The sequence below is a fragment of the Microcella alkalica genome (genome assembly GCF_014137945.1).
Lineage (GTDB): Bacteria > Actinomycetota > Actinomycetes > Actinomycetales > Microbacteriaceae > Microcella > Microcella alkalica.
The window spans coordinates 97,385-120,638 of the sequence record NZ_JACGWX010000003.1 but is presented as its reverse complement, the minus strand read 5'-3'; the positions used below and the strand labels follow the sequence as shown (position 1 = coordinate 120,638).

Annotated in this window: 23 protein-coding genes and 1 tRNA gene; 18 read left to right on the top strand and 6 right to left on the bottom strand. The window is 71.8% G+C overall.

All coding sequences use genetic code 11. The annotated features are described in order from the left end of the window. The first annotated feature begins 36 nt into the window (after window positions 1–36). The 6 genes from eno (at window position 37) to FHX53_RS07375 (ending at window position 5,165) form a co-directional block, all read left to right on the top strand. Window positions 37–1,317, top strand: a complete 1,281-nt coding sequence (eno, locus tag FHX53_RS07400; RefSeq protein ID WP_182490720.1) for a phosphopyruvate hydratase — start codon at window positions 37–39, stop codon at window positions 1,315–1,317. A gap of 78 nt (window positions 1,318–1,395) precedes the next feature. Further along, the gene (locus tag FHX53_RS07395) at window positions 1,396–1,911 is read left to right on the top strand and encodes an FtsB family cell division protein (protein ID WP_182490719.1); all 516 of its coding nucleotides are present in this window, start codon (window positions 1,396–1,398) and stop codon (window positions 1,909–1,911) included. Further along, window positions 1,908–2,426 carry a DUF501 domain-containing protein gene (locus FHX53_RS07390; RefSeq protein ID WP_182490718.1) on the top strand — a complete coding sequence of 173 codons (519 nt, stop codon included), beginning with the start codon at window positions 1,908–1,910 and terminating at the stop codon, window positions 2,424–2,426. Before FHX53_RS07395 ends, FHX53_RS07390 begins: the two co-directional genes overlap by 4 nt. Beyond that, entirely contained in the window at window positions 2,399–3,679 is a 1,281-nt protein-coding gene (locus FHX53_RS07385; RefSeq protein ID WP_182490717.1) for a S8 family serine peptidase, read from the top strand. The genes FHX53_RS07390 and FHX53_RS07385 overlap by 28 nt, the downstream gene beginning before the upstream one ends. Before the next feature lie 38 nt (window positions 3,680–3,717). Continuing rightward, window positions 3,718–5,040: an FAD-dependent oxidoreductase gene (locus FHX53_RS07380; RefSeq protein ID WP_182490716.1), complete on the top strand. Its 1,323-nt coding sequence runs from the start codon at window positions 3,718–3,720 to the stop codon at window positions 5,038–5,040. A 51-nt stretch (window positions 5,041–5,091) separates the two neighbouring features. Beyond that, window positions 5,092–5,165, top strand: a tRNA-Leu gene (locus tag FHX53_RS07375). A 35-nt stretch (window positions 5,166–5,200) separates the two neighbouring features. Here FHX53_RS07375 and FHX53_RS07370 read toward each other — a convergent pair. Next, on the bottom strand, window positions 5,201–7,318 hold the full coding sequence (locus FHX53_RS07370; protein ID WP_182490715.1) for a hypothetical protein: 2,118 nt from the start codon (window positions 7,316–7,318) through the stop codon (window positions 5,201–5,203). A gap of 174 nt (window positions 7,319–7,492) precedes the next feature. Between FHX53_RS07370 and FHX53_RS07365 the strand changes: the two genes are divergently transcribed. Both FHX53_RS07365 and FHX53_RS07360 read left to right on the top strand, forming a co-directional pair. Further along, a complete protein-coding gene (locus FHX53_RS07365) occupies window positions 7,493–8,059 on the top strand; it encodes a LemA family protein (RefSeq protein WP_182490714.1) in 567 nt (188 codons plus the stop codon). A gap of 47 nt (window positions 8,060–8,106) precedes the next feature. After that, a complete protein-coding gene (locus FHX53_RS07360; protein WP_182490713.1) occupies window positions 8,107–8,991 on the top strand; it encodes a M48 family metalloprotease in 885 nt (294 codons plus the stop codon). Here the strand turns inward: FHX53_RS07360 and FHX53_RS07355 are convergent. Next, window positions 8,988–10,196 carry a DNA glycosylase AlkZ-like family protein gene (locus FHX53_RS07355; RefSeq protein ID WP_182490712.1) on the bottom strand — a complete coding sequence of 403 codons (1,209 nt, stop codon included), beginning with the start codon at window positions 10,194–10,196 and terminating at the stop codon, window positions 8,988–8,990. The genes FHX53_RS07360 and FHX53_RS07355 overlap by 4 nt on opposite strands. Before the next feature lie 158 nt (window positions 10,197–10,354). On the opposite strand from FHX53_RS07355, the gene FHX53_RS07350 reads away from it, so the two are divergent. From FHX53_RS07350 to ilvA, 6 genes are all read left to right on the top strand, one after another. After that, window positions 10,355–11,479, top strand: a complete 1,125-nt coding sequence (locus FHX53_RS07350; protein WP_182490711.1) for an extracellular solute-binding protein — start codon at window positions 10,355–10,357, stop codon at window positions 11,477–11,479. Between the two features lie 103 nt (window positions 11,480–11,582). Further along, entirely contained in the window at window positions 11,583–12,425 is an 843-nt protein-coding gene (locus FHX53_RS07345; protein ID WP_182490890.1) for an ABC transporter permease, read from the top strand. Then, the gene (locus tag FHX53_RS07340; RefSeq protein WP_246335560.1) at window positions 12,422–13,237 is read left to right on the top strand and encodes an ABC transporter permease; all 816 of its coding nucleotides are present in this window, start codon (window positions 12,422–12,424) and stop codon (window positions 13,235–13,237) included. Before FHX53_RS07345 ends, FHX53_RS07340 begins: the two co-directional genes overlap by 4 nt. Then, on the top strand, window positions 13,234–14,301 hold the full coding sequence (locus FHX53_RS07335; RefSeq protein WP_182490710.1) for an ABC transporter ATP-binding protein: 1,068 nt from the start codon (window positions 13,234–13,236) through the stop codon (window positions 14,299–14,301). Before FHX53_RS07340 ends, FHX53_RS07335 begins: the two co-directional genes overlap by 4 nt. 26 nt (window positions 14,302–14,327) lie before the next feature. Next, the gene (locus tag FHX53_RS07330) at window positions 14,328–15,521 is read left to right on the top strand and encodes an AI-2E family transporter (RefSeq protein ID WP_220476287.1); all 1,194 of its coding nucleotides are present in this window, start codon (window positions 14,328–14,330) and stop codon (window positions 15,519–15,521) included. Then, a complete protein-coding gene (gene ilvA, locus FHX53_RS07325; RefSeq protein WP_182490709.1) occupies window positions 15,518–16,789 on the top strand; it encodes a threonine ammonia-lyase in 1,272 nt (423 codons plus the stop codon). Before FHX53_RS07330 ends, ilvA begins: the two co-directional genes overlap by 4 nt. Window positions 16,790–17,006: 217 nt before the next feature. Here the strand turns inward: ilvA and greA are convergent, their stop codons facing one another. Together greA and FHX53_RS07315 are read right to left on the bottom strand one after the other, a co-directional pair. After that, a complete protein-coding gene (greA, locus tag FHX53_RS07320; RefSeq protein ID WP_182490708.1) occupies window positions 17,007–17,501 on the bottom strand; it encodes a transcription elongation factor GreA in 495 nt (164 codons plus the stop codon). A gap of 82 nt (window positions 17,502–17,583) precedes the next feature. Then, window positions 17,584–18,063: a DUF4307 domain-containing protein gene (locus FHX53_RS07315; protein ID WP_182490707.1), complete on the bottom strand. Its 480-nt coding sequence runs from the start codon at window positions 18,061–18,063 to the stop codon at window positions 17,584–17,586. A gap of 98 nt (window positions 18,064–18,161) precedes the next feature. On the opposite strand from FHX53_RS07315, the gene FHX53_RS07310 reads away from it, so the two are divergent. After that, on the top strand, window positions 18,162–18,494 hold the full coding sequence (locus FHX53_RS07310) for a hypothetical protein (RefSeq protein WP_182490706.1): 333 nt from the start codon (window positions 18,162–18,164) through the stop codon (window positions 18,492–18,494). Here the strand turns inward: FHX53_RS07310 and trhA are convergent. Then, on the bottom strand, window positions 18,438–19,214 hold the full coding sequence (gene trhA, locus FHX53_RS07305; RefSeq protein WP_182490705.1) for a PAQR family membrane homeostasis protein TrhA: 777 nt from the start codon (window positions 19,212–19,214) through the stop codon (window positions 18,438–18,440). The genes FHX53_RS07310 and trhA overlap by 57 nt on opposite strands. Window positions 19,215–19,300: 86 nt before the next feature. Between trhA and FHX53_RS07300 the strand changes: the two genes are divergently transcribed. From FHX53_RS07300 to phoH2, 3 genes are all read left to right on the top strand, one after another. Beyond that, window positions 19,301–20,083 carry an isoprenyl transferase gene (locus FHX53_RS07300; protein ID WP_182490704.1) on the top strand — a complete coding sequence of 261 codons (783 nt, stop codon included), beginning with the start codon at window positions 19,301–19,303 and terminating at the stop codon, window positions 20,081–20,083. A 13-nt stretch (window positions 20,084–20,096) separates the two neighbouring features. After that, window positions 20,097–21,227 (top strand): aminotransferase class V-fold PLP-dependent enzyme, encoded by a 1,131-nt coding sequence (locus tag FHX53_RS07295; protein ID WP_182490703.1) that lies wholly within the window; start codon window positions 20,097–20,099, stop codon window positions 21,225–21,227. A gap of 205 nt (window positions 21,228–21,432) precedes the next feature. Beyond that, window positions 21,433–22,782, top strand: a complete 1,350-nt coding sequence (gene phoH2 / locus FHX53_RS07290; protein ID WP_182490702.1) for an RNA 5'-3' helicase PhoH2 — start codon at window positions 21,433–21,435, stop codon at window positions 22,780–22,782. A gap of 68 nt (window positions 22,783–22,850) precedes the next feature. Here phoH2 and FHX53_RS07285 read toward each other — a convergent pair whose 3' ends face one another. After that, window positions 22,851–23,147 carry a helix-turn-helix transcriptional regulator gene (locus FHX53_RS07285; RefSeq protein WP_343050894.1) on the bottom strand — a complete coding sequence of 99 codons (297 nt, stop codon included), beginning with the start codon at window positions 23,145–23,147 and terminating at the stop codon, window positions 22,851–22,853. Between the last annotated feature and the right edge of the window lie 107 nt (window positions 23,148–23,254).

Here is a 23,254-nt window from a genome sequence, read left to right as displayed (position 1 = left end):
CGCGTCCGCACCCCCCACTGGTTAGGAGACCCATTCGTGGCAGCTATCGAGGCCGTTGGAGCCCGTGAAATCCTCGACTCGCGAGGCAACCCGACCGTCGAGGTCGAGGTCCTGCTCGACGACGGCACCGTCTCGCGCGCGGCCGTGCCCTCGGGCGCGTCGACCGGAGCGTTCGAGGCCTACGAGCTGCGCGACGGCGACAAGGCCCGCTACCTGGGCAAGGGCGTGCGCAAGGCCGTCGACGCCGTCATCGACGTGCTCGGCCCGGCCATCGAGGGCCTCGAGGCGAGCGACCAGCGCCTCATCGACGGCGAGCTCCGCGCCGTCGACGGCACCGAGAACAAGTCGAAGCTCGGCGCGAACGCCATCCTCGGCGTCTCGCTCGCCGTCGCGAAGGCCGCAGCCGACTCGGCCGACCTGCCCCTCTTCCGCTACCTCGGCGGACCGAACGCTCACGTGCTGCCCGTGCCGATGATGAACGTCATCAACGGCGGCGCGCACGCCGACACCGGGGTCGACGTGCAGGAGTTCATGATCCTGCCGATCGGCGCCGAGAGCTTCACCGAGGCCCTCCGCTGGGGCGCCGAGACCTATCACGCCCTCAAGGGCGAGCTCAAGGCCGGCGGCTTCGCCACGGGCCTCGGCGACGAGGGCGGTTTCGCTCCCGACCTCGCCGGCACGACCGCCGCGCTCGACTTCCTGCTCGCCGCGATCGAGAAGGCCGGCTTCACGCCCGGCACCGACATCGCGCTCGGCCTCGACGTCGCCGCGACCGAGTTCCACCGCGACGGCGCGTACCACTTCGAGGGCTCGCAGCGCTCCGCGACCGAGCTCGCCGCGTTCTGGGCCGACCTCGTGAAGAACTACCCGCTCGTCACCATCGAGGACCCGATGTCGGAGGACGACTGGGACGGCTGGGCCGCGCTCACGACCGAGGTCGGCAGCGCTGTGCAGATCGTCGGCGACGACCTGTTCGTGACGAACCCCACGCGCCTCGCCGATGGCATCGCGCGCGGAACGGCGAACTCGCTGCTCGTGAAGGTCAACCAGATCGGCTCGCTCACCGAGACGCTCGACGCGGTCTCGCTCGCGCAGCGCAGCGGCTACACGGCGGTGCTCTCGCACCGCTCGGGCGAGACGGAGGACACCACGATCGCCGACCTCGCCGTCGCCACCAACTGCGGCCAGATCAAGACGGGCGCCCCCGCCCGCAGCGAGCGCGTCGCGAAGTACAACCAGCTGCTGCGCATCGAGGAGGAGCTCGGCGACGCGGCTGTCTACGCCGGCCGCTCCGCCTTCCCGCGGTTCCGCGGCTAGTCCGTTCACAGTGTGAACGCCCCGGGGCCCGCCGCCCTCCCTCCCGGAGGCGGCGGGCCCCTCGCGTAGGCTGGAACCATGGCCGGCCGCTCACGACACCTCCCCGTCGAGCTGCCCGCGAGCGCCCCCGCGTCGACCCCGTGGTTCCGCGATCTGCAGGTCTCGGGCTTCACCGTCACGGTGCTCCTCCTCATCGTCGGCGCCCTCGTCGTCCTCGCCCCGTCGCTGCGCATCCTCGTCGAGCAGCAGCAGGAGATCGCCGAGCTCGAGGCGCGCGTCGCCGAGCAGGAGCGCGCCGTCGAGGGCCTCTCCTCCGAGATCGACCGCTGGTCCGACCCCGCATACATTGAGTCGCAGGCCCGCGACCGCCTCCTCTACGTGAAGCCCGGCGACATCAGCTTCCTCGTCATCGACGACGGCGCGACGATCGAGGTCGACGCCGAGCAGCCGGTGAGCGACGAGATCCAGCGCACCCGCATCGACTGGTCCCGCGCCGTCCTCGCCTCGGCGCTCACCGCGGCCCTGACGGACCTCCCGGCCGTCGAGCTCGTCGGCCCCGAGGCGCCGGCGCCCGCGACGGAGCCCGCGCCGTGAGCCGCCCGCCCTTCGACCCCGCGAGCGAGCGGGATGTCCGCATCGTCTCCGCGCAGCTGGGCCGGGCCGCGCGTGACGTCATCGGCATCCCCGCCCGCTGCGTGTGCGGTGCTCCGACGGTCGTCGCGACCGCTCCGCGGCTCGAGAGCGGCACCCCCTTCCCGACCCTGTACTACCTGACGCACCCCGCGGCGACCGCCTCCGCCTCGCGCCTCGAGGCGAGCGGCGTCATGGCCGACTATCAGGCCGAGCTCGGCGACGACCCCGAGCTCGCCGCGGCGTACGCGCACGCCCACGAGACCTATCTCGCCGATCGTGCGCACTTCGGCGACGTCGACGAGATCGCCGGCATCAGCGCGGGCGGCATGCCCACGCGCGTGAAGTGCCTTCACGCCCTCATCGGACACAGCCTCTCGGTCGGCCCCGGCATCAACCCGATCGGCGACCGGGCTCTCGCCGAGTGCGACTGGAGTCCCGAGGTGTGCGCGTGCGCCCCCGACCAGCGCGGCTCGTAGCCGGCGGTCTCATCCTCGCCGCGATCGTCGGCGCGGCGCTCGCGGTGCCCGCGTCCCCCGCCGTCGCGGCGCCGGGCATCCGCGCCACTGACTCCGTCCGCGACCGGCAGTACTGGCTGGACGAGTACGGGATCCGCGCGGCGTGGGAGGTGACCCGGGGGGCGGGCGTCACGATCGCGATCATCGACTCGGGGGTGGATGCGACGCATCCCGATCTGCGCGGAGCCGTCGTCGACGGCATCGACCTCTCCGGCGTCGGCTCTCCCGACGGCACGCGGCCCGTCGGCTCGGACGCCCCCGACCACGGCACGATGGTCGCCTCGCTCGCGGCCGGGCGGGGGAGCGGCCCCGGCGACGGAGTCATCGGCGCAGCCCCCGAGGCGAGCCTCATCAGCGCCTCGCTCGCGTTCGGACCCGAGCAGCGCGACGGCGACGCGCAGGTCGCCGAGGCCGTACGGTGGGCCGTCGACTCCGGGGCCGATGTCATCTCGCTCTCGCTCACGCGCAACACCCTCTCGTGGCCCGAGAGCTGGGACGACTCCTTCGGGTACGCCGAGGCCAACGACGTCGTCGTCGTCGCGGCGGCGGGCAACCGCGTCAGCGGCACCGAGCAGGTCGGCGCTCCCGCCACGATTCCCGGCGTGCTCGCCGTCGGGGGAGTCGACCGGCGCGGCCTCGCGAGCGACACTGCGAGCGCGCAGGGCATCTCGATCGCCGTCATGGCGCCGAGCGAGCAGCTCGTCGGCGCCGTCCCCGGCGGAGGGCACGTGATCTGGCAGGGCACCAGCGGCGCGGCGCCCATCGTCGCCGGCATCGCCGCCCTCATCCGCTCCGCCCACCCCGAGGCGACCGCCGTCGACGTCGTCGCACGCCTCATCGGCACCGCGCGGCCCGTCACCGCGACCGTGCCCGACCCGCTGTACGGTTACGGGCTCGTGGATGCGGCCGCCGCCGTTCGTGCCGACCTTCCTCCCGTCGCCGAGAACCCGCTCGGCAGCCTCGCGGAGTGGATCGCCCTCAACCGGCGAGCCGATGCCGAGGTGCGGAGCGTGCGCGTCGAGAACGCGCGCGAGGCGGTCGGGCGCGCCGGGCATCCCGGACTCGCTAGGATCGGTGAGGCAGTGCGCCCCGTCGTGGCGGCCATCGCCCCCCTCGCAACAGTCGGGGCGGCCGTGCTCGGCGGCTCGCTCCTCGTGATCGCGGCCGTCTCGATCGGTGCCGCGCGATTCGGCAGGCGCTCGCGCGCGGGGTAGATTGTCCGGGTCCCTCACCACAAGGAGATCGTTCCCCCGTGCCCAGAATCCTGATCGTAGGTGGCGGTTACGCCGGCTTCTACACCGCTCTGAAGCTTCAGAAGTGGTTGCGCCCGGGCGAGGCGGAGGTCGTGGTCATCGACCCGCTCCCGTACATGACGTACCAGCCGTTCCTCCCCGAGGTCGCCGCGGGCCAGATCGAGCCGCGCCACGCGGTGGTCTCGCTGCGCCGCCACCTGAACAGGACGCGCATCATCACGGCGAAGGTCACGGGTATCGACCACGCCGCCCGCACCGCGACGATCACGCCCGAGGTCGGGGATGCCTGGCAGCTGGAATACGACCACATCGTCGTCACCGCCGGCTCCGTCTCGCGCACCTTCCCGATCCCCGGCGTCGCCGACGAGGCGATCGGCATGAAGGCGATCGAGGAGGCCGTCGCCGTGCGCGACCGCCTCATCGACAACTTCGCCCGCGCCGCGCTCCTGCCCGCCGGTCCTGAGCGCGACCGCCTGCTCACCGTCGTCGTCGTCGGCGGCGGTTTCGCTGGCATCGAGACCTTCGCTGAGCTGCGAAGCCTCGCGAGCGCGCTGCTGAAGGAGCACCCGCAGCTCGCGATCGACGACACGCACTTCCACCTCATCGAGGCGATGGGCCGAATCATGCCCGAGGTGTCGCTCGAGACGAGCCAGTGGGTGCTCAAGAACCTCGCCGAGCGCGACGCGATCGTGCACCTCGACACGCAGCTCACGAGCGCGGTCGACGGCGTCATCGAGCTCTCGACCGGCGAGAGCTTCCAGAGCGACCTCATCATCTGGACGGCCGGCGTCATGGCGAACCCCGTCGTGCGCTCGACCGACCTCCCCGTCGAGGAGCGCGGCCGCATCCGCGCGCAGGCCGATCTCCGCGTCATCGACGAGAGCGGCGCCGTCGTCGAGGGCGCATGGACGGCCGGCGACGTCGCGGCCGTGCCCGATCTCACCGGCGGCGGCGTCGGCGGCTTCTGCGTGCCCAACGCCCAGCACGCCGTGCGTCAGGGCAAGCGCCTCGCGAAGAACATCGTCGCGGTCATGCGCGGCGAGGAGCCGCAGGACTACGTGCACAAGAACCTCGGCGCGGTTGCAGGTCTCGGGCTCGGCCATGGCGTCTTCCAGTCGGGCAGGATCGCGATCAAGGGCTTCCCGGCCTGGATCGCCCACCGCGGCTACCACGGCCTCGCGATCCCGATGTTCGAGCGCAAGATCCGCGTGTTCAGCGGCTGGCTCTGGAACCTCCTGCTCGGTCGCGACAACGTCACGCTCGCCGCGCGCGAGGAGCCGCAGGAGTACTTCCAGGCGTTCGCGTCTCGCCCCAAGGCGTAGGCGGGGCGCTGACGCGGCGGGGGCGGATGCTCGGCCTAGGCTGATCGGTGCGCCCCGGTAGCCCAACCGGCAGAGGCAGCCGACTTAAAATCGGCACAGTCTGGGTTCGAACCCCAGCCGGGGCACGCGTCGGTCGTCGTCGGCCGCCCGCAGGCGAGCGTCACGCGATCGCGGGCTCGACCCACCGCACCCAGAGGGTGGTGCCCACGAGCACCGCGCCGATGCCCACGGCAGCGAGTCCGAGCCCGATGATCGGGAAGGTCGCTCCCGAGGCGAGGATCGCGCCCGCAACCGTCGCGACGGCGAGCGATGCGAGGGCCCACGTCGTGCGCGAGATCTGGAAGACCGCGCGGCCGGGGAACGAGCCCACGGGCAGCAGCATGAGCAGCAGCGACCCCAGACCGCCGAGAGCCACGGTCGCGGCGGTCTCGGCGGCGAAGGTCACCCAGAATCCGACGCTCGGAGTGAGGAGGTCGTGCACCGTCCACCCGGCGAGGGCGAGCGCGGCGACGGCGACCAGCTGCCCGACGGCGAGCCCGACGCGCACCCTGAACCGGGCGACGCCCACGACGCTTGCCGTGACGAGCACGCCGATGAGGATGGCCGGCCGCAGCTCGGCGATGCGCGAGAGGAGCGCCGCCGCGATCGCCGCGAGGAGTATCCCCGGCAGCAGCTGCGTCACCACGGGCGCTCGCGCCGCGCGCCGGACGATCCCCGCCGGCAGCATCACCCCGATCGCGGCGAGCACGAGCAGCCCGAGCCCGATCGCGGCGGTGAGCCGCAGGTAGCGCACCTCGAGGTCCAGCCCGCCGCCCACCGCGGCGACGACGGCGGCTCCGGCGAACACCGCCACGGCGGTCACGGCGGGGGAGACCACCGGTTCGTCCTCGCTCAGCACGACCCCGCGATTGCGGCCCGTGAGCCGAGGCATCGCGAGCCGGATGCGCGGCGCCGCTCGCGTGGCGAACCAGCGCAGCGGCAGAGCGACGAGCAGGAGGTACCCGAGAGCGATGAGCGGCGCGATCGCGAGCCCGCCCCGCTCGATGACCTGCGCGGCGGTCGGGAGCGTTCCGCCGAAACCGGTCGGCGTTCCCCAGTGGGATGAGGGCTCGTCGCTCGACGAGCCCGGGGCGCGCGGTGCGGCGGGGGGCGTCGCCGCCGCACCGCCGTCGGCGTCCGCGCCCCCTTCCGGCTCTTCGGGGGGAGCGCCGCGATCACCGTCGGCCACACCGCCCGGCTCGTCGGGGCCGCCCGGCGCGGGAGCGGCCGACGGGTCACCCGGCTCAGCAGGCGCCCCGGGCGCCGCGTTCGCGTCGGGCTCGGGCTCCTCCACGGGCGGCGTCGTTCCGCCCGGCACGGCCCACTCGACGCGGACACCCGCACTCGCCGAGCTGAAGTTCCCCGCCGGATCGCGCTGCAGGGCCCGCAGCTCCCGGGTTCCGGGAGCCGTCAGCCGCGCCTCGCAGGCCCACTGCTCGCCGCGATCGACGGTCGTACGGCAGACGAGCTCGCCGTCGACGTATAGCTGCAGCGTGGCTCCCGGCTCTCCCGTCCCCTCCGCTCGGATGATGGCGCTGGCCGTGCGCGTGCCGGTCCGAGGGAAGTCGATCGTGGGCGCCGACGGCACGTCGCGGTCGACGGTCGCGAGCGTGGGGGCCGACCAGTCCGAGCGCTCCGGGCCGATCTCGGCGAGCGACTGGCGCGCACTCGTGCGGTACTCGCCGCTCGGCACCGTGATGATGCACGACCAGTATCCGTCGGAGAGCGCGGAGGGGCACCCGTGGGTGACGGATCCCCGCGGTCCGATCGTGCGCACCTCGATCGCCGCACCGGGGGCGGCGATCCCCGTGAACCGCCCGGCCGTGAGCAGCTCTCCGCCTGCGCCGTCGATGCGCGGCGGGCCGAGCACGCGCAGCGAAAGCGGTCCGAAGCGTCGGGTCGAGCCGTCCTCGAGCGTCTCTACTCCCGAGAGCTCGATGACGCCGTCGGGCAGATCGACGCCCTCGCAGCTCCACGTCGCAGAGCGGTCGGCGACGACGCAGACCACAGGACCGTCGACGACCGCGACGCGCACGCTGCTGCGGGCATCCTTCGTGCCGGAGACGGTGACGCGGTCGTCTCCGACGAATCCGCTCGACGGCGAGGTGAAGGATGCCGCGGCGGCGGCGGGCGGTGCGGGCACGGCGATCGAGGCGGCCACCGCGATCGCGGCGAGGGCGACGACGAGAGCGCGCCCCGCCCCGCCGCGCCGCGCGGGGCGGGGTGCGTGCGCGCGCATGCCGCCTCCTCGGGCCGATGGTGCTCGGTCGTCGTGGGGGGGAGGTACTGCCCTCCGCCTTTCGATCATTCTCTCAGGTGCGTACTGAGCGATCGTCGCCATCGGGGCGAATCCATAGGCTGGGCGCGGCGCGCGACCTGTCGGCGCACCAGCGGCGGCTCTAAGCTGTGCCCCATGGAAATCCTCATCCTCGTCGGCGTCGTCGTCCTGCTCGCCGTCATCGTCGGCATCTACCTGTGGGCCACGTACAACTCGCTCGTCACCCTCAACGTCCGCGTGGACGAGGCCTGGAGCGACATCACGGTGCAGCTCAAGCGCCGAGCCGACCTCCTGCCGAACCTCATCGAGGCGGTCAAGGGCTACGCCGCGCACGAGAAGCAGGTGTTCGAGAGCGTGACCCGCGCCCGCGCCGAGACGCTCAGCGCGCAGGGCCCAGCCGATGCGGCCGTCGCCGAGAACCACATGCAGCAGGCGCTCAAGAGCATCTTCGCCGTCGCCGAGGCGTACCCCCAGCTGCAGGCGAGCCAGAACTTCCTGCAGCTCCAGGGCGAGCTCGTCGACACGGAGGACAAGGTCCAGGCGGCCCGCCGCTTCTACAACGGTGGCGTGCGCGAGCTCAACGTCAAGATCAAGCAGTTCCCGAACACCCTGTTCGCACGCCAGCTGGGCTTCAGCGAGCGCGACTTCTTCGAGGTCTCCGACGCCGCGGCGATCGCCGAGCCGCCGCGCGTTCAGTTCTGACCCCCTGCCGAGCATCCTGACCCCGACCCCGCCCGAGGAGGGCTGACGTGTATCGCGCGATCGCCGCGAACAAGCGCAACACCATCGTCATCATCATGGTGTTCATCGTGCTCATCGGCCTGCTCGGGTTCGTCGCCGACTACCTGTACGGCGGCGGGTACACGATCTTCTTCGGCACCCTCATCGGCGCTGCGGCGTACACGCTCTTCCAGTACTTCGCCGCAGGCAAGCAGGCGCTCGCGATGGCCGGCGCCCGCCCCATCGAGAAGGCCGACAACCCGCGGCTGTACCGCATCGTCGAGAACCTCGCCATCACCGAGGGGCTCCCCATGCCGAAGGTCTACCTCGTGGAGGATCCCGCGCCGAACGCCTTCGCGACGGGGCGCGACCCCGAGCACGCGAGCGTCGCGGCGACGACGGGCCTGCTCGAGATCATGAACGACCGCGAGCTCACCGGCGTCATGGCCCACGAGCTCGGTCACGTGAAGAACTACGACATCCGCGTCTCGACGATCGTGTTCGGCCTGACCGTCGCGGTCGGCCTCATCGCCGACATCCTCGCCCGCATGGCGTTCTTCGGCGGCGGGCGCAACAACAACGGCGGCGGCAACCCGCTCGTGCTCGTCTTCGGGCTCGTCGCGATGCTCGTCGCCCCGCTCGTCGCGGCGATGATCCAGGCGGCGGTCTCCCGTCAGCGCGAGTACCTCGCTGACGCGACCGGCGCCCTCACGACGCGCGACCCGGAGGGGCTCGCGAGCGCCCTGCAGAAGCTCGGCGACTACGCCCGCCCGATGCGCCGGCAGAACTCGACGATGGCGCACCTCTGGATGAACGACCCCATGAAGCCCGGCGTCATGGACCGCATGTTCCAGACCCACCCGCCGATCCCCGAGCGGGTGAAGCGCCTGCTCGAGAACTCGACGCGCTTCTAGCCGCGCGCGAGGGCCGAGCGCACGGCGGCCGCCGCGTCGCCGCGGTCGGCGACCACGACATCCCCCAGCCTCTGCCACGCGGCGGCGGCCCGCAGGGCCGGCGCGACGCGCTCGGCCATAGCCCCGGCGTCGGCGCCCTCTTCGACCCACGCCGACTGCACGCGCAGGGCTCCCGCCGCGCGATCGCTCTTGAGGTCGATGCGCCCCGGAAGCGCGTCGTCGACGAGCACGGGCAGCGAGTAGTAGCCGTAGAGCCGCTTCGCCGCCGGCGTGTAGATCTCGATCCGGTAGTGGAAGCCGAACATCCGCAGGGCGCGATCGCGGTTCCAGACGACCGGATCGAAAGGCGACAGCAGCGCCGCCGTCTCGATACGGCGCGGGATGCGCGCCCCCGGCACGCGGAACGCCGGCAGCGGGCGACCGCCCCGCTCCCACCCCTCGACCACGACCTGCTCGACTGCGCCGGCCTCCACGAGCACGCGGAGCGCCGCCTGGGTCGGCGCGATCCTCAGACGGTGGTAGTCGGCGATGTCGCCGACGGTGCCGACGCCGAGGGCGCGCACGCTCCGCAGCACGAGCTCGCGCTCCGCCTCCTCGCGCGGCACGGCGACATGGTGCAGGTCGGCCAGCCCCACATGCTCGGGCAGGGCGTAGACGCGCGAGAAGCCGCGCCGCCCGCCGCTCACGATGTCACCGAAGGCGAAGAGGTACTCGAGCCCCTCCTTGACGTCCGACCAGCCCCACCACGGACCACGTCGCGCCGTCGCGTCGTGCTCGACCTCGCCGACCGTGAGCGGACCCTTCTCGCCGAGCTCGGCGAGCAGCCACTCCATGAGCGCGGCGTTGCGCTGCACCCACGGCTTGGCGCGCGTGAAGCGCTCGCGCAGGGCCTCGCGCTTCCAGTGCCACAGCGGCCAGTCCTCCCGGCGGATGATCGCCGCTTCGTGCGCCCAGTACTCGGTGTAGCGGCCCCCGCGAGCGAAGATCACTCGGTCGAGAGCGGCGGGGTCGTAGGTGCCGAGGCGCGCGAAGAGCGGGAGGTAGTGCGAGCGCGCGAACACCGAGACCGAGTCGAGCTGCAGCACCTGGAGGCGGTCGACGGTCGCGGCAAGCTGCCGCGACCCGACAGCGGGGGGATGCGCGCGGCCGAATCCCTGCGCGGCGAGCCCGAGGCGACGCGCGGCAGCGGCGGAGAGGCGGTCCACGCCGCCACGCTAGCGGCTCGCTCCGACACCGACGGTTGGCCTGCCGTTCACACGGGGGTGGCCCGCCGGTCACGGCGGCTTCGTATGGTTCAACGCGTTGCGGTTTCCCGCGCTCGTCAGCCCTCGAGCCGCCGCGACGCACCCCCGGAGGAAACACAGTGATCCGTCCTCGCACTCTCGCCGGCGCCGCCCTGCTCGCCGCGACCGCGATCAGCCTGTCGGCGTGCGCCGTCGACGCCGAGCCCAACCCCGACATCGACGCAGCCACCGCGACGAGCCTCGCCGACTTCGGCTCCTTCGAGGAGCTCGAAGCCGCCGCGAAGGCCGAGGGGCAGCTCAACGTCATCGCCCTGCCTCGCGACTGGGCCAACTACGGCGAGATCATCGACCTGTTCGCCGAGCGCTACCCCGAGATCACGATCAACGAGGCCTCGCCCGACGCCTCGAGCGCCGAGGAGATCCAGGCGGCCGAGAACCTCAAGGGGCAGGACACCGCGCCCGACGTCTTCGACCTCGGCCTCTCCGTCGCCCTCAGCAGCACCGACTACTTCGCCCCGTACTTCGTCGAGCGATGGGATGATATCCCCGCCGAGCTGAAGCACCCGGACGGCCTGTTCTGGGGTGACTACGGCGGGTACATGGCGATCGGCTACGACCCCGACGCCGTCCCGGCGCCCGAATCGCTCGATGATCTCCTCGGCGAGGAGTTCCGCGGCAAGGTCGCCATCAACGGCGACCCGACGCAGGCGGGGGCGGCCTTCGCCGCCGTCGGGATGACGACCGTCCAGAGCGGTGGCGACCTTGACGACTTCCAGGCCGGCATCGATTTCTTCGCCGAGCTCAACGAGGTCGGCAACTTCGTGAAGATCGACCCGACGCCTGCGACGGTCGCGTCGGGCGAGACGCCTGTCGTCGTCGACTGGGACTACCTCAACAGCGGTTACGCCGCAGACCTCGAGGGCCAGCGCAACTGGGAGGTCGTGGTTCTCGACGGGGTCGGCTACGCCGGCTACTACAACCAGGCCGTCAACGTCGACGCCCCCAACCCTGCTGCGGCGCGGCTCTGGATGGAGTTCCTGTACTCGCCCGAGGTGCAGAACCTCTGGCTGAAGGGCGGCGCCCGCCCGGTGCTCGAGGCCGCGATGGTCGAGGCGGGCGAGATCGACGAGGCGCTTTACGCCGCGCTCCCGGAGGCTCCTGCCGAGACCGTCGTCCCGACGGCCGAGCAGAGCGAGGCCGCCGCCGCGCTCCTCGGCGAGAAGTGGGCGACGGCTGTCCAGTAGCGCGCCCGTCGCGATCACGGCCGACTCCCGGGGCGACGAGCCCCGGGAGTCGGCCCGCGCGACCGGCCCCCAACCCGCGGGGCGACCGTCTCGCAGCCGCCCGATCGCATCGCCGCTGTGGGGCGTCGCGCCGTTCGCGCTCTACGTGCTCCTCTTCCTCGCCCTCCCGACCGGCATCGCTCTCGGAACCGGCTTCGTCGACGGCGACGGGGCGCCGACGCTCGACAACCTCGCTGCGCTCGGTGATCCCTTCGTCGTGAGCGGCCTCCTGGCCTCGGTGCAGCTCTCCGCGCTGACCGCCGTCGTCGGGGCGGTCCTCGGCGCGCTCGTCTGCTACGCGCTGCTCGGCGCCCGGCCGGAGGGGCCGCTACGCTCGGTCATCGATGCGGCAAGCGGCGTGCTCGCGCAGTTCGGCGGCGTCATGCTCGCCTTCGCCTTCGTGGCCACCATCGGCATCCAGGGGTTCATCACGGTGCTACTGCGCGAGCGTCTCGGCGTCGACATCTTCGCCGACGGCGTCTGGCTCTACGAGGCTCCGGGGCTCGTGCTGCCCTACATCTACTTCCAGGTGCCCCTCATGGTGATCATCTTCATGCCGGCGCTCGAGGCGCTCAAGCCGCAGTGGGCCGAGGCCTGCGCGACGCTGGGCGGGACGACGGCGACGTTCTGGTGGCGCATCGGCGTCCCCGTCCTCGCTCCGTCCTTCCTCGGATCCCTCCTGCTGCTGTTCGCGAACGCCTTCTCGTCGTATGCGACGGCGGCTGCCCTCACGAGCCAGGGGCAGGCGATCCTGCCTCTGCAGATCCGGGCGGCTCTCACGAGCGAGACGCTCCTCGGCCGCGAGAACCTCGCGGGGGCCCTGGCTCTCGCGATGATCCTCGTCATGGCGATCGTCATGATGCTGTACGGGCTGCTGCAGCGCCGCGCGTCCCGGTGGCAGCGATGACCGGGATGCCCGGCGCGGGCGTCCCCGTCCCCTCCCGGGGCGCCCGCTGGGCGATCCTGGGAGTCGTCGGCGGGGCGTTCGCGGTCCCGCTCGTCGCGATGCTCGAGTTCACTCTCCGGCGCGGGCTCGAGGGCGGCTACGACGTCTCCCGCTGGGTCGCCGTGCTCACGGGGAGCCTCGGGCCCGAGTACCGCGTGCTCGGCACCGCGATCGGCAACTCCCTCGTCCTCGCCGCGGCCACGATCGTGATCGTGCTCGTGCTGCTCGTACCCACGATGATCGTCGTGCACCTGCGACTGCCCCGCTTGCGTCGCGTGCTCGAGTTCGTGTGCCTGCTGCCGATCAGCATCCCCGCGATCGTGCTCGTCGTCGGCCTCGCGCCCGTCTACGGGGTCATCGCCCGCGCGGCGGGCAGCGGCGTCTGGAGCCTCGCCTTCGCCTACGGCATCCTCGTCCTCCCGTTCGCGTACCGCGCGGTGCAGTCGAATCTCGATGCGATCGACGTCGCCACACTCACCGAGGCCGCCCGCTCGCTCGGCGCGAGCTGGCCCGTCGTCATCGGGCGCGTGCTGCTCCCGAACCTCCGCCCGGGCCTGCTCGCCGGCGCGTTCATCTCGGTCGCGGTCGTGCTGGGTGAATTCACGATCGCCTCGCTCCTCAACCGGCAGAACCTGCAGACGGCTCTCGTCATCGTGCAGAAGGACGACCCGTTCATCGCCGTCATCGTCGCGCTTCTCGCCCTCCTCCTCGCCCTCGCCCTCCTGCTCGTGATCGGGCGGCTGGGGCGCATCCGCCCCGGAAGGACCTCATGACCGCCACACCCGCCGCGCCCGCGCGCATCTCCGCCACCGTCTCGCTCCGGGGCGTCGTCAAGCGCTTCCCCGGGCTCACCGCCCTCGACGGGGTCTCCCTCGATCTCGCGCCCGGCGAGTTCGTCGCCCTGCTGGGGCCCTCCGGCTGCGGCAAGACGACCGCGCTGCGCGTCCTGGCCGGGCTCGAGGCGGCCGACGAGGGCAGCATCCTGATCGACGGCGACGACGTGATCGGCACCCCGACGAACAAGCGCGACATCGGCATGGTATTCCAGTCGTACTCGCTCTTCCCGCATCTCACCACGATCGAGAACGTCGAATTCGGGCTGCGGATGCGCAGGGTTCCCGCCGCAGATCGACGCTCGCGAGCCGCGGAGGCCCTCGAGCTCGTCGGGCTCGACCATCACGCGGGCAGGTACGCTCACCAGCTCTCCGGAGGCCAGCAGCAGCGGGTCGCGCTCGCGCGCGCGCTCGTCACTCGGCCGCGCGTCCTCCTCCTGGACGAGCCGCTCAGCGCGCTCGACGCGAAGGTGCGCGTGCAGCTGCGCGACGAGATCCGCCGAATCCAGACCGAACTCGGCATCACGACGCTGTTCGTCACCCACGACCAGGAGGAGGCCCTCGCAGTCGCCGACCGCGTCGCCGTCATGCGCGATGGCCGCATCGAGCAGATCGGCAGCCCGGAGGAGCTCTACGCCCGCCCAGCGAGCGCCTTCGTCGCCGACTTCGTCGGCCTGTCGAATCGGATGCCCGGCTGCGTCGTCGACGACGTCGTCCTCATCGCGGGGCAGCCGCTGCCGCTCCTCGACCCCGACTCGGCGAGCGGCGACGTGCACGCGCTCGTCCGCCCTGAGGACGTCGAGCTCGTCGACGCCCACGAGGCAGGCGCTCATGCCGGTCGGGTGCTGACGACGTCGTTCCTGGGAGCCTTCCGCCGCACGCGCATCCTGCTCGACGGCGGCGCGGAGATCATCGTCCAGCACGCCGCAGGAGCCGCCTGCCATCCCGGGGATCGCGTCCACGTTCGACTCACGGGGCGACCCGTCGCGGTCGCGCCACGCTGAGAATGCGCCGCTCGTAGACTGGGGCGATGTTCCGTCGCCTGCGCACGCCCGGAGAGCCCACGACCCTCCGCCCGGACGACGTGCCCCCCGGCATGCGCATCGCCGGAGCCTACGCGTGGCGTCTGCTCGCGATCGCGGGCGTCGTCGCGGTCGTCATCTTCCTCGTCATGCAGCTGAGCCTGCTCGTCATCCCCGTCTTCGTGGGCGTGCTGCTCGCGGCGCTCCTCGGGCCGTTCGTGAGCTGGATGCGCCGGCGGCGGGTGCCCAATGGGCTCGCGGCGGCGATCGGCATGCTGACCCTGATCGGGGCCGTCACCGCGCTCGTGTGGCTCGTAGTGAGCGAGGTGCGCTCCGGGCTCGACGACCTTCAGGAGCGCTCGGCCGAGCGGTTCGACGAGCTGCTGTCATGGGCGGCGACGACCTTCGGGCTGTCCCAGACCGAGATCCAGTCCTCGATCGACGAGTTCTTCGGGCAGTTCGACCTGACCGACGACTGGTTCGTCAACGGTGCGCTGTCGCTCGGATCGACCGCCACCGAGATCCTCACCGGCGCGGTGCTCGCGCTCTTCGCGCTCCTGTTCTTCCTCCTCGACGGCCGTCGCATCTGGCTGTTCGTGGTCGGCCTCTTCCCGCGCACCGCGCGCGAGGCGGTCGACGGGGCCGCGAGCGCCGGCTGGCGCACGGTCACCGAGTTCGCGAAGGTGCAGATCTTCGTCGCCTTCGTCGACGCCGTCGGCATCGGCCTGTGGGCGCTGGCTCTGCAGCTCCCGCTCGTGCTCCCCATCGCCGTCGCGGTGTTCCTGGGCAGCTTCGTGCCGATCGTCGGCGCCGTGGTCACCGGAAGTCTCGCGGTCATCATCGCGCTCATCTACGCCGGCCCGCTGCCGGCCCTGCTCATGCTCGTCGGCGTGCTCGTCGTGCAGCAGATCGAGGGCAACGTGCTCCAGCCGCTCGTCATGGGCAGTGCGATCAAAGTCCACCCGCTCGCCGTCGTGCTCGCCGTGGCCGCGGGCGGCTTCCTCGCGGGCATCCCCGGCACCCTCTTCGCGGTGCCGATCGTGGCGTTCTTCAACGTCTTCGTCCGGTACATTGCGATGGGTACGTGGCGCACCGATCCTGCCGCGCTCGCAGCCGGCCCGCCCGGCTCCGGCCCGCTCAGCTCCGGCCCGCTCACCCCGAGAGCCTCGCCGCCACCCCCTGCAGACAAGAGACCCCGATGACCGACACGGCAGCCCCGGCTCCGACCGCCGGCGCGTTGCCGCGGTATCCGGGGCCGTCGCTCCAGGAGGTCGAGGAGGCCCGTCGCGTCGTCAGCGCCGTCGCCGAGGTCACACCCATGGAGACCTCGCGGTACCTCAGCGAGATCCTCGGTGCGCCCGTGCTGCTCAAGGCCGAGAACCTGCAGCGCACCGGGTCGTACAAGATCCGCGGAGCGTACTACCGGATGACGCGGCTGACCGCGGATGAGAAGGCGCACGGCGTCGTCGCGGCGAGCGCAGGCAACCACGCCCAGGGCGTCGCGTTCGCCGCCCGCGAGCTCGGCATCCGCGCCACGATCTTCATGCCGGTCGGCGTCGCCCTGCCCAAGCTGCAGGCGACCAGGCACTACGGGGCCGACGTCGTGCTGCGCGGGCACACCTTCGACGAATCGCGCCGGGCGGCGCAGGAGCATGCGGCCTCCACCGGCGCGGTCTTCATCCCTCCCTTCGACCACCCCGACATCATCGCGGGCCAGGGCGCGCTCGCGCTCGACATCCTCGACCAGGTGCCCGACCTCGAGACGATCGTCGTCCCGATCGGCGGCGGCGGGCTCATCTCGGGCGTCGCGACCGTGCTCAAGCAGCGCGCGGCGGCCGAGGGGCGCAGCATCCGCGTCATCGGCGTCCAGGCGGCCAACGCCGCCGCCTACCCGGTGAGCCTCGCGGCCGGTGAGCCGACGGCGATCGCGATGTCGCCCACGATCGCCGACGGCATCGCGGTCGCCAAGCCCGGGAAGCTGAACTTCGCGATCATCCGCGAGACCGTCGACGAGGTCGTAACGGTCGACGACGACGACATCGCCCGTGCGATGCTCGTGCTGCTCGAGCGCGCCAAGCTCGTCGTCGAGCCGGCCGGCGCGGTCGGCGTGGCCGCCGTGCTGACGGGGCGCATCCATGAGAGCGGGAAGACCGTCATCGTGCTCTCCGGCGGCAACATCGACCCGCTCATCATGGAGCGCGTCATCAGCCACGGGCTCGCGGCGAGCGAGCGCTACCTCAAGCTGCGCATCCCGCTCCCCGATCGGCCCGGCCAGCTCGCGCGCACGAGCGAGATCGTCGCCTCGCAGAACGCGAACGTCGTCGAGGTGCTGCACACGCGGCACGGCTCGGGCCTGCAGATCAGCCAGGTCGAGCTCGAGCTGCACATCGAGACGCGCGGGCCGGAGCACGCCGAGCAGGTGCTCACAGCGCTGCGCGAGGCGGGGTACGACCCGCGTCGCACGCTCTGACCCGCTGGCGATAGGGCATCGCTGCCGCGCGCATCCGCCGCCGATCGCTCAACGCCGTGCGCTTCGGCGGAGGACGGGCGGCTGAACGCACGTGTCGCGCCGAACCGCACGCCCTGAGCCGCCCTGTCGCGCGCGGATCCGCGTGGATCCGCGTGGATCCGGCGTGACCGCGAGAACCCGCGCGAACCCGCGCGAACACCCGCGAACCGGGGGTGAGCTACGGGCGGTAGGTCTGCACATCGATGATCTCGACGTCGATCTCCTTGCCGCTCGGCGCCGTGTAGGTCGTGAACTCGCCGATCGTGAGGCCGAGGATCGCTGCCCCGAGCGGGCTCTGCTCGCTGTAGACGTCGAGATCGCTGCCGTCGGCGAGGATCTCGCGGCTGCCGAGGAGGAACTTCTCCTCGTCGCCCATGACCTTCGCCGTGACGACCGTGCCGGGCTCGACGACGTCGGTCGCCTCGGGCACCTCGCCGACCGTCGCGGTGCGCAGGAGCTCGGTGAGCTGGCGGATGCGGGCCTCGATCTTGCCCTGCTCGTCCTTCGCCGCGTGGTAGCCGCCGTTCTCCTTCAAGTCGCCCTCGTCGCGCGCGGCCTCGATGCGCTTGGCGATGTCGGAGCGCCCCGTCGTCGACAGGTACTCGAGCTCGGAGCTCAGGCGGTCGTGCGCCTCCTGCGTGAGCCACTTCGTGGAGCTGCCGGTGTCGCTCATGGGGTGCCCTTCCGTCGGTCGGTCGTGTCAACGCACGAGAACCGGCCTCATGGGCCGGTTCCGCGGATCGATTCCGTGGATTCTACGGAAGCCAGCAGCGATACGGCAAACCCGTCACCGCCGGTTCGGCGGTGCGCAGCGACTCCTCGAAGACGCGCGTGCGCCGCTCCGACGTCCCGAGCTCGATGATCCGCCAGCCTACGATGCCGAAGCTGCCGTTGAGCGCCTGGATGGCGCACGACACCTCCGTGCCGGGCTCGGTCGTGACCTCCCAGCGCACCGAGATCGACGTCTCAGTCGCATCGCGGTAGCCGAGCTCTCGCACTTCGAGCGTCGCGTTCGTGCCCGACAGCCCGCCCCAGACGACCCACGCGGCAAAGACGACGACGAAGGCGATGGCGGCCGCGATGACGACGGTGCGCGTCCGGCGGCGCTCGCCGGGCGTCCGGCCATAGCGCGCATCGAGCCGCGCCTGCGCGGTCATCGGCCGGGCGGGCTCCATCACGGCGGGGTCGGGCGTCGCGTCGTCGGGCATCGCGCGGAGGGCATCCTGTCTGCTCACGGAGTTGGACGGATAGTCTGGAGCAACGCTACTGCGCGGCGCTGGGCGCCGACCGCACCGGGTCTCGCCGCCCGACCCCCCTTCTCGAGGAGCTCGTCGTGATCTGGCTGTCGTCTCTCGCCCCCCTCACCGTGGGCCCCGGGCCCGTCGACGACCCGGGCGATCCGCTGATCCCGCCGATCGAGGTCGATCCGAACCTGGTCACGCCCGGCATCGCGGGCTTCATCGCCATCGCCCTCGTGACGATCGCCGCCATCCTGCTCGTCATCGACATGTCGCGCCGCGTGCGCCGCGTGCGCTACCGCGGCGAGGTCCGCGAGCAGCTCGAGGCCGAGCGCGCGGAGGCCGGGCTGAGCGCGCCGGACGGCGCGGCGTCAGCCGCCGAACGGCGGGTCGACGGCGACGAGCAGGATCCCCGCCCAGTGGCATAGGAACGCCACGACCGTGAGCGTGTGGAAGATCTCGTGGAAGCCGAAGACGCCGGGCACCGGGTTGGGCCGCTTCATCCCGTAGATCACCGCGCCCGCGGTGTACGCCAGGCCTCCCGCGATCACGAGCACCATCATCGCCGGGTTCGCCGCATAGAGGTCGGCCATGTACAGCACGGCCGCCCAGCCGAGCAGCACGTAGAGCGGCACGTAGGCCCAGCGCGGCGCGTGGATCCAGAACACCCGGAACCCGATGCCCACCGCGGCGCCCGCCCAGACGAGGGCGAGCAGCAGGTAGCCCTTCTCGGGCGGCAGCGCGAGCACGGCGAGCGGCGTGTACGTGCCCGCGATGAGCAGGAAGATGTTCGCGTGGTCGAGCCGCTTGAGCAGGATGCGCGTCCGCTCGCTCCACGTGAAGCGGTGGTAGGTCGCCGAGATGCCGAAGAGCAGCAGCGACGTCGTCATGAACACGGCGCTCGACCACGTCGCATCCACGCCGTCGGCGAGCACGAGGAGCACGACGCCGAGCACGATCGCGAGCGGGAAGGTGCCGGCGTGGATCCAGCCGCGCCACACGGGCTTGCCCTCGACCGGCGGGTGCTCGAGCTCGTCCTCCAGCAGGGGGATGTTCGGGATGTCCGCGCCGGGCTCGTGGTCGACGGCCGCCTCGTGCGCCGACTCGTCGTGCGATCGGGGCGAACCGGTGGGGGAGGACGAGGTCATGCCATCACGCTACGCGGCTGGGGCGAGCACTGCAGAATCCCTTAGCGGTCGGGGACAAGCCCCCGGCGGTGGACTACCGTAAGCCTGTGCGTTCGAGGAGAATCCCCGGCGGGAGCGGGCTGCTCTACGAGCTCTACATGCGTCGGCTGCGCCAGCAGCTCGCCGAGACCGTGCACCCGCGGCACGTCGCCATGATCATCGACGGCAATCGGCGCTGGGCGCGCCAGTTCGGCGGCACGACCGAGCACGGCCATCGCGCGGGCGCCGACAAGATGCGCGAGTTCCTGACCTGGTGCGACGAGGCGGGCATCGGCGTCGTGACGCTCTACCTGCTCTCGACCGACAACCTCACCGGCCGCGACGAGGCCGAGCTCACCGCGCTCACGCGCATCATCGCCGAGCTCGCCGACGAGCTCTCGCGCGTGCCGCAGTGGCGCGTGCAGCACGTCGGCAGCCGGGACGGCCTGCCCGACGAGCTCCTCGCCGCTCTCGACGCCGCCGAGGCCCGCACCGCGGACGACCGCGGTCTCCATATCAACCTCGCGGTGGGCTACGGCGGTCGGCGAGAGATCGCCGACGCCGTCCGCTCGATCGTGCATCACCACGCCGAGCGCGGCGGAACCCTCGACGAGCTCGCCGAGGAGGTCACGCCCGAGAAGATCGCCGAGCACCTGTACACGGGAGGTCAGCCCGACCCCGACCTCGTGATCCGCACCTCGGGCGAGCAGCGGCTGAGCGACTTCATGCTGTGGCAGAGCGCCCACAGCGAGTTCTACTTCGTCGAGGCGCTCGGCCCCGACCTGCGCGAGGTCGACTTCCTGCGCGCTCTGCGCGACTTCGCCCGCCGTCAGCGCCGCTTCGGCGCCTGAGAGGAGCAGACGGATGCCCGCCATCGACGACTACGCCGCCCGCTTCTCCGAGGAGCCGGGCTACCTGAACTTCCCCTCCTTCGGCCCGCTCGGCGACGCGGCCCTCGAGGAGCAGCGCGCGCAGGCCGAGCTCATGACGCGCGCCCGGTTCGGCTCGATCCCGTCGATGGAGGGCGAGGAGGAGCGCGTGGATGCCGCGGTCGCCTCCCTGATCGGCTTCCGACCTGACCAGGTGGCCTTCCAGCCCTCCACGAGCCAGGCGCTCATGCACGCGATGTTCGGCGTGACGGGCGGCGTCGCGGCGAGCCCGGGCGAGTTCCCCTCGATCGGGTACGGCATGGCGCGCGCCGCCGAGGCGCTCGGCGTCCTCGTGCCGCACACGATCACGCCCGACCACGAGCGCGTGACCCCCGCGGTCGTGCGCGATCAGATGGCGAGCTCGGTCGTCGCGGTCGCGGTGAGCCTCGTCGACTACCGCACGGGGCACCTCATCGATCTGGAGGGAATCCGCCAGGTCATCGGCGACCGCCTCCTCATCGTCGACGCCATCCAGGGCCTCGGGGTCGTCGACGCCCCGTGGGCGGTCTGCGACGTCATCGTCGCGGGCGGTCAGAAGTGGTTGCGCGCGGGGTACGGCACGGGCTTCCTCGCACTCAGCGACCGTGCGCGCGAGCAGCTCACGCCCGTCTGGTCGGGCTGGAACGCGATCGACGACCCGCTCGCCGACGGCCCCGTCCACGAGATCGTCGCGCCGCACCCCTCGGCGCGCGCGTTCCGCGTCGGCTACGCCGATCCGGTCGCGCAGGCGCGGCTGGCCGGTGCCGTCGAGGAGGTCGTCGCCGTCGGAGTGGGGGTCATCCGCGAGCGCGTGCTCGAGCGCGCCTCAGCGATCATCGCCGCGGCGGACGAGGTGGGGCTGCCGGTCGGCTCACCGCGGGACGACGCCGAGCGGGCGGGGATCGTCGTGATCGATCCGCCGGCGGACGAGCTGAGCATCCTCACCGCGGCACTGCACAATCACGGGGTCAGCACCACCGTGCGCGGCGGCAGGGTGCGCCTGGGCCCGCACGCGTCGACGAGCGACGAGACCATCGACCAGCTGCGCGCCGCGCTCGTCGAGTACCGGGCCGGCACGCGCGTCTGACTCGACGCGGCCGGAACGATCGGCACGGATGACCATCGCGTGTCGCTCGCGTGTCGTTCCCTCGGGTTCGCGCGAGCGGGTCTAGCGTCAGCCGCATCGGGCACCGCGCCCGGTCGGGACGGCCTCGAATCGTCTCGCGAGCCCCTGGCCGTCTCGTCGTGACACAGGTCCGGGGACGCCCGCGCTCCCCGGGGATGGAGCACCGGTGGCCTCTTCCCGCACTACTCGCCAGGCAGCAAACGGCAACGCGACGTCGGGGGAGGTGGACCAGCTCACCTATGTTCTCGACACGTCGGTGCTGCTGAGCGATCCCAAGGCGCTGTTCCGCTTCAAGGAGCACGCCGTCGTCATCCCCGTCGTCGTCATCGGCGAGCTCGAGGCCAAGAGGAACGACCCGGAGATCGGCTACTTCGCGCGGCAGGCGCTACGCAATCTGGATGACCTGCGCGTGCAGCACGAACGCCTCGACTTCCCCATCGCCGTCGGCGAAGGCGGGTCGCTGCGCGTCGAGCTCAACCACTCGAACCAGTCGGTGCTGCCCTCGGGGCTGCAGCTCGGCGACAACGACTCGCGCATCCTCGCCGTCGCCATGAACCTCGCGAGCGAGGGCCTCGACGTCGTCGTGGTGTCGAAGGACCTGCCGATGCGCGTCAAGGCCTCATCGATCGGTCTCGCCGCGCAGGAGTACCGCGCCGAGCTCGCCGTCGACTCGGGGTGGACAGGGCAGGCCGATGTGACGCTCTCGAGCGACGAGATGGCGAAGCTGTACGACCGCGAGACCATCGAGTCGTCCGTCGTCGCCGACGTGCCGATCAACACCGGGCTCGTGATCCACTCCGACCGGGGGTCGGCTCTCGGGCGGGTCATCGAGAAGGGCCGCATCGGGCTCGTGCGCGGCGATCGCGACGTGTTCGGCCTGCACGGGCGCTCGGCCGAGCAGCGACTCGCGATCGACCTGCTCATGGACCCGCAGATCGGCATCGTCTCGCTCGGCGGCCGCGCGGGCACCGGCAAGTCGGCGCTCGCGCTGTGCGCGGGGCTCGAGGCGGTGCTCGAGCGGCAGCAGCAGCGCAAGATCATGGTCTTCCGGCCGCTGTACGCCGTCGGCGGGCAGGAGCTCGGCTACCTGCCGGGCGACGCGAGCGAGAAGATGAACCCCTGGGCGCAGGCGACGTTCGACACTCTCAGCTCGGTCGTGTCGCAGAACGTGCTCGACGAGGTCATCGACCGCGGCCTTCTCGAGGTGCTTCCGCTGACGCACATCCGCGGCCGGTCGCTGCACGACGCCTTCGTCATCGTCGACGAGGCGCAGTCGCTCGAGCGGAACGTGCTGCTCACGGTGCTCTCGCGCATCGGTCAGAACTCGAAGGTAGTGCTCACGCACGACGTCGCCCAGCGGGACAACCTCCGGGTCGGCCGGCACGACGGGGTCGCGAGCGTCATCGAGACCCTCAAGGGCCACAGCCTGTTCGGGCACATCACGCTCACGCGCAGCGAGCGCAGCGCGATCGCCGCACTCGTGACCGATCTGCTCGAGGGCAACGAGCTCGCCTGAGGCGGGCATCTGCTCACGAACGGCGCTCGCCCGCGGGGGCGGGCGCCGTTCCGCGTCTGCGGAGCGCGCTAGGCGCTCGACGCGGAGCGGCGCGACTGGGCGACCGCGGCGAGCAGCTCGCCCAGCGTGTGCTCGACCTCGACCGGGTGCCGCAGCGGGGCGGAGCCGACGACCGAGTAGCGGTTCCGGCGTCCGTCGCGCTCCTTGAGCAGGTAGCCGCCCTCGACGAGCTCGGCGATGATGCGCTGCGTCGCGCGCTCGGTGATCCCGACGCGCTCGGCGATCTCGCGCATCCGGAGCTCGGGGTCGGCGGCGAGGCACACGAGCACGTGCGAGTGATTGGTCAGGAACGTCCACTCGGCCACGTGCCCACTGTAGGCCGAGAACCCCGGGAGCGCCGGGAAGCGCGAACGGCGATGCTCACCGGAATTTACGAATCCAAAGACACGAACTGAATTACGTGTATTGTGTG

Coding starts and splice junctions, on each gene's coding strand:
- FHX53_RS07330 (WP_220476287.1), top strand. CDS start 14,328: ATGTTCCGTCGCCTGCGCACGCCCGGAGAGCCCACGACCCTCCGCCCG.
- FHX53_RS07340 (WP_246335560.1), top strand. CDS start 12,422: ATGACCGGGATGCCCGGCGCGGGCGTCCCCGTCCCCTCCCGGGGCGCC.
- FHX53_RS07365 (WP_182490714.1), top strand. CDS start 7,493: ATGGAAATCCTCATCCTCGTCGGCGTCGTCGTCCTGCTCGCCGTCATC.
- trhA (WP_182490705.1), bottom strand. CDS start 19,214: ATGACCTCGTCCTCCCCCACCGGTTCGCCCCGATCGCACGACGAGTCG.
- ilvA (WP_182490709.1), top strand. CDS start 15,518: ATGACCGACACGGCAGCCCCGGCTCCGACCGCCGGCGCGTTGCCGCGG.
- greA (WP_182490708.1), bottom strand. CDS start 17,501: ATGAGCGACACCGGCAGCTCCACGAAGTGGCTCACGCAGGAGGCGCAC.
- FHX53_RS07295 (WP_182490703.1), top strand. CDS start 20,097: ATGCCCGCCATCGACGACTACGCCGCCCGCTTCTCCGAGGAGCCGGGC.
- FHX53_RS07395 (WP_182490719.1), top strand. CDS start 1,396: ATGGCCGGCCGCTCACGACACCTCCCCGTCGAGCTGCCCGCGAGCGCC.
- FHX53_RS07335 (WP_182490710.1), top strand. CDS start 13,234: ATGACCGCCACACCCGCCGCGCCCGCGCGCATCTCCGCCACCGTCTCG.
- FHX53_RS07370 (WP_182490715.1), bottom strand. CDS start 7,318: ATGCGCGCGCACGCACCCCGCCCCGCGCGGCGCGGCGGGGCGGGGCGC.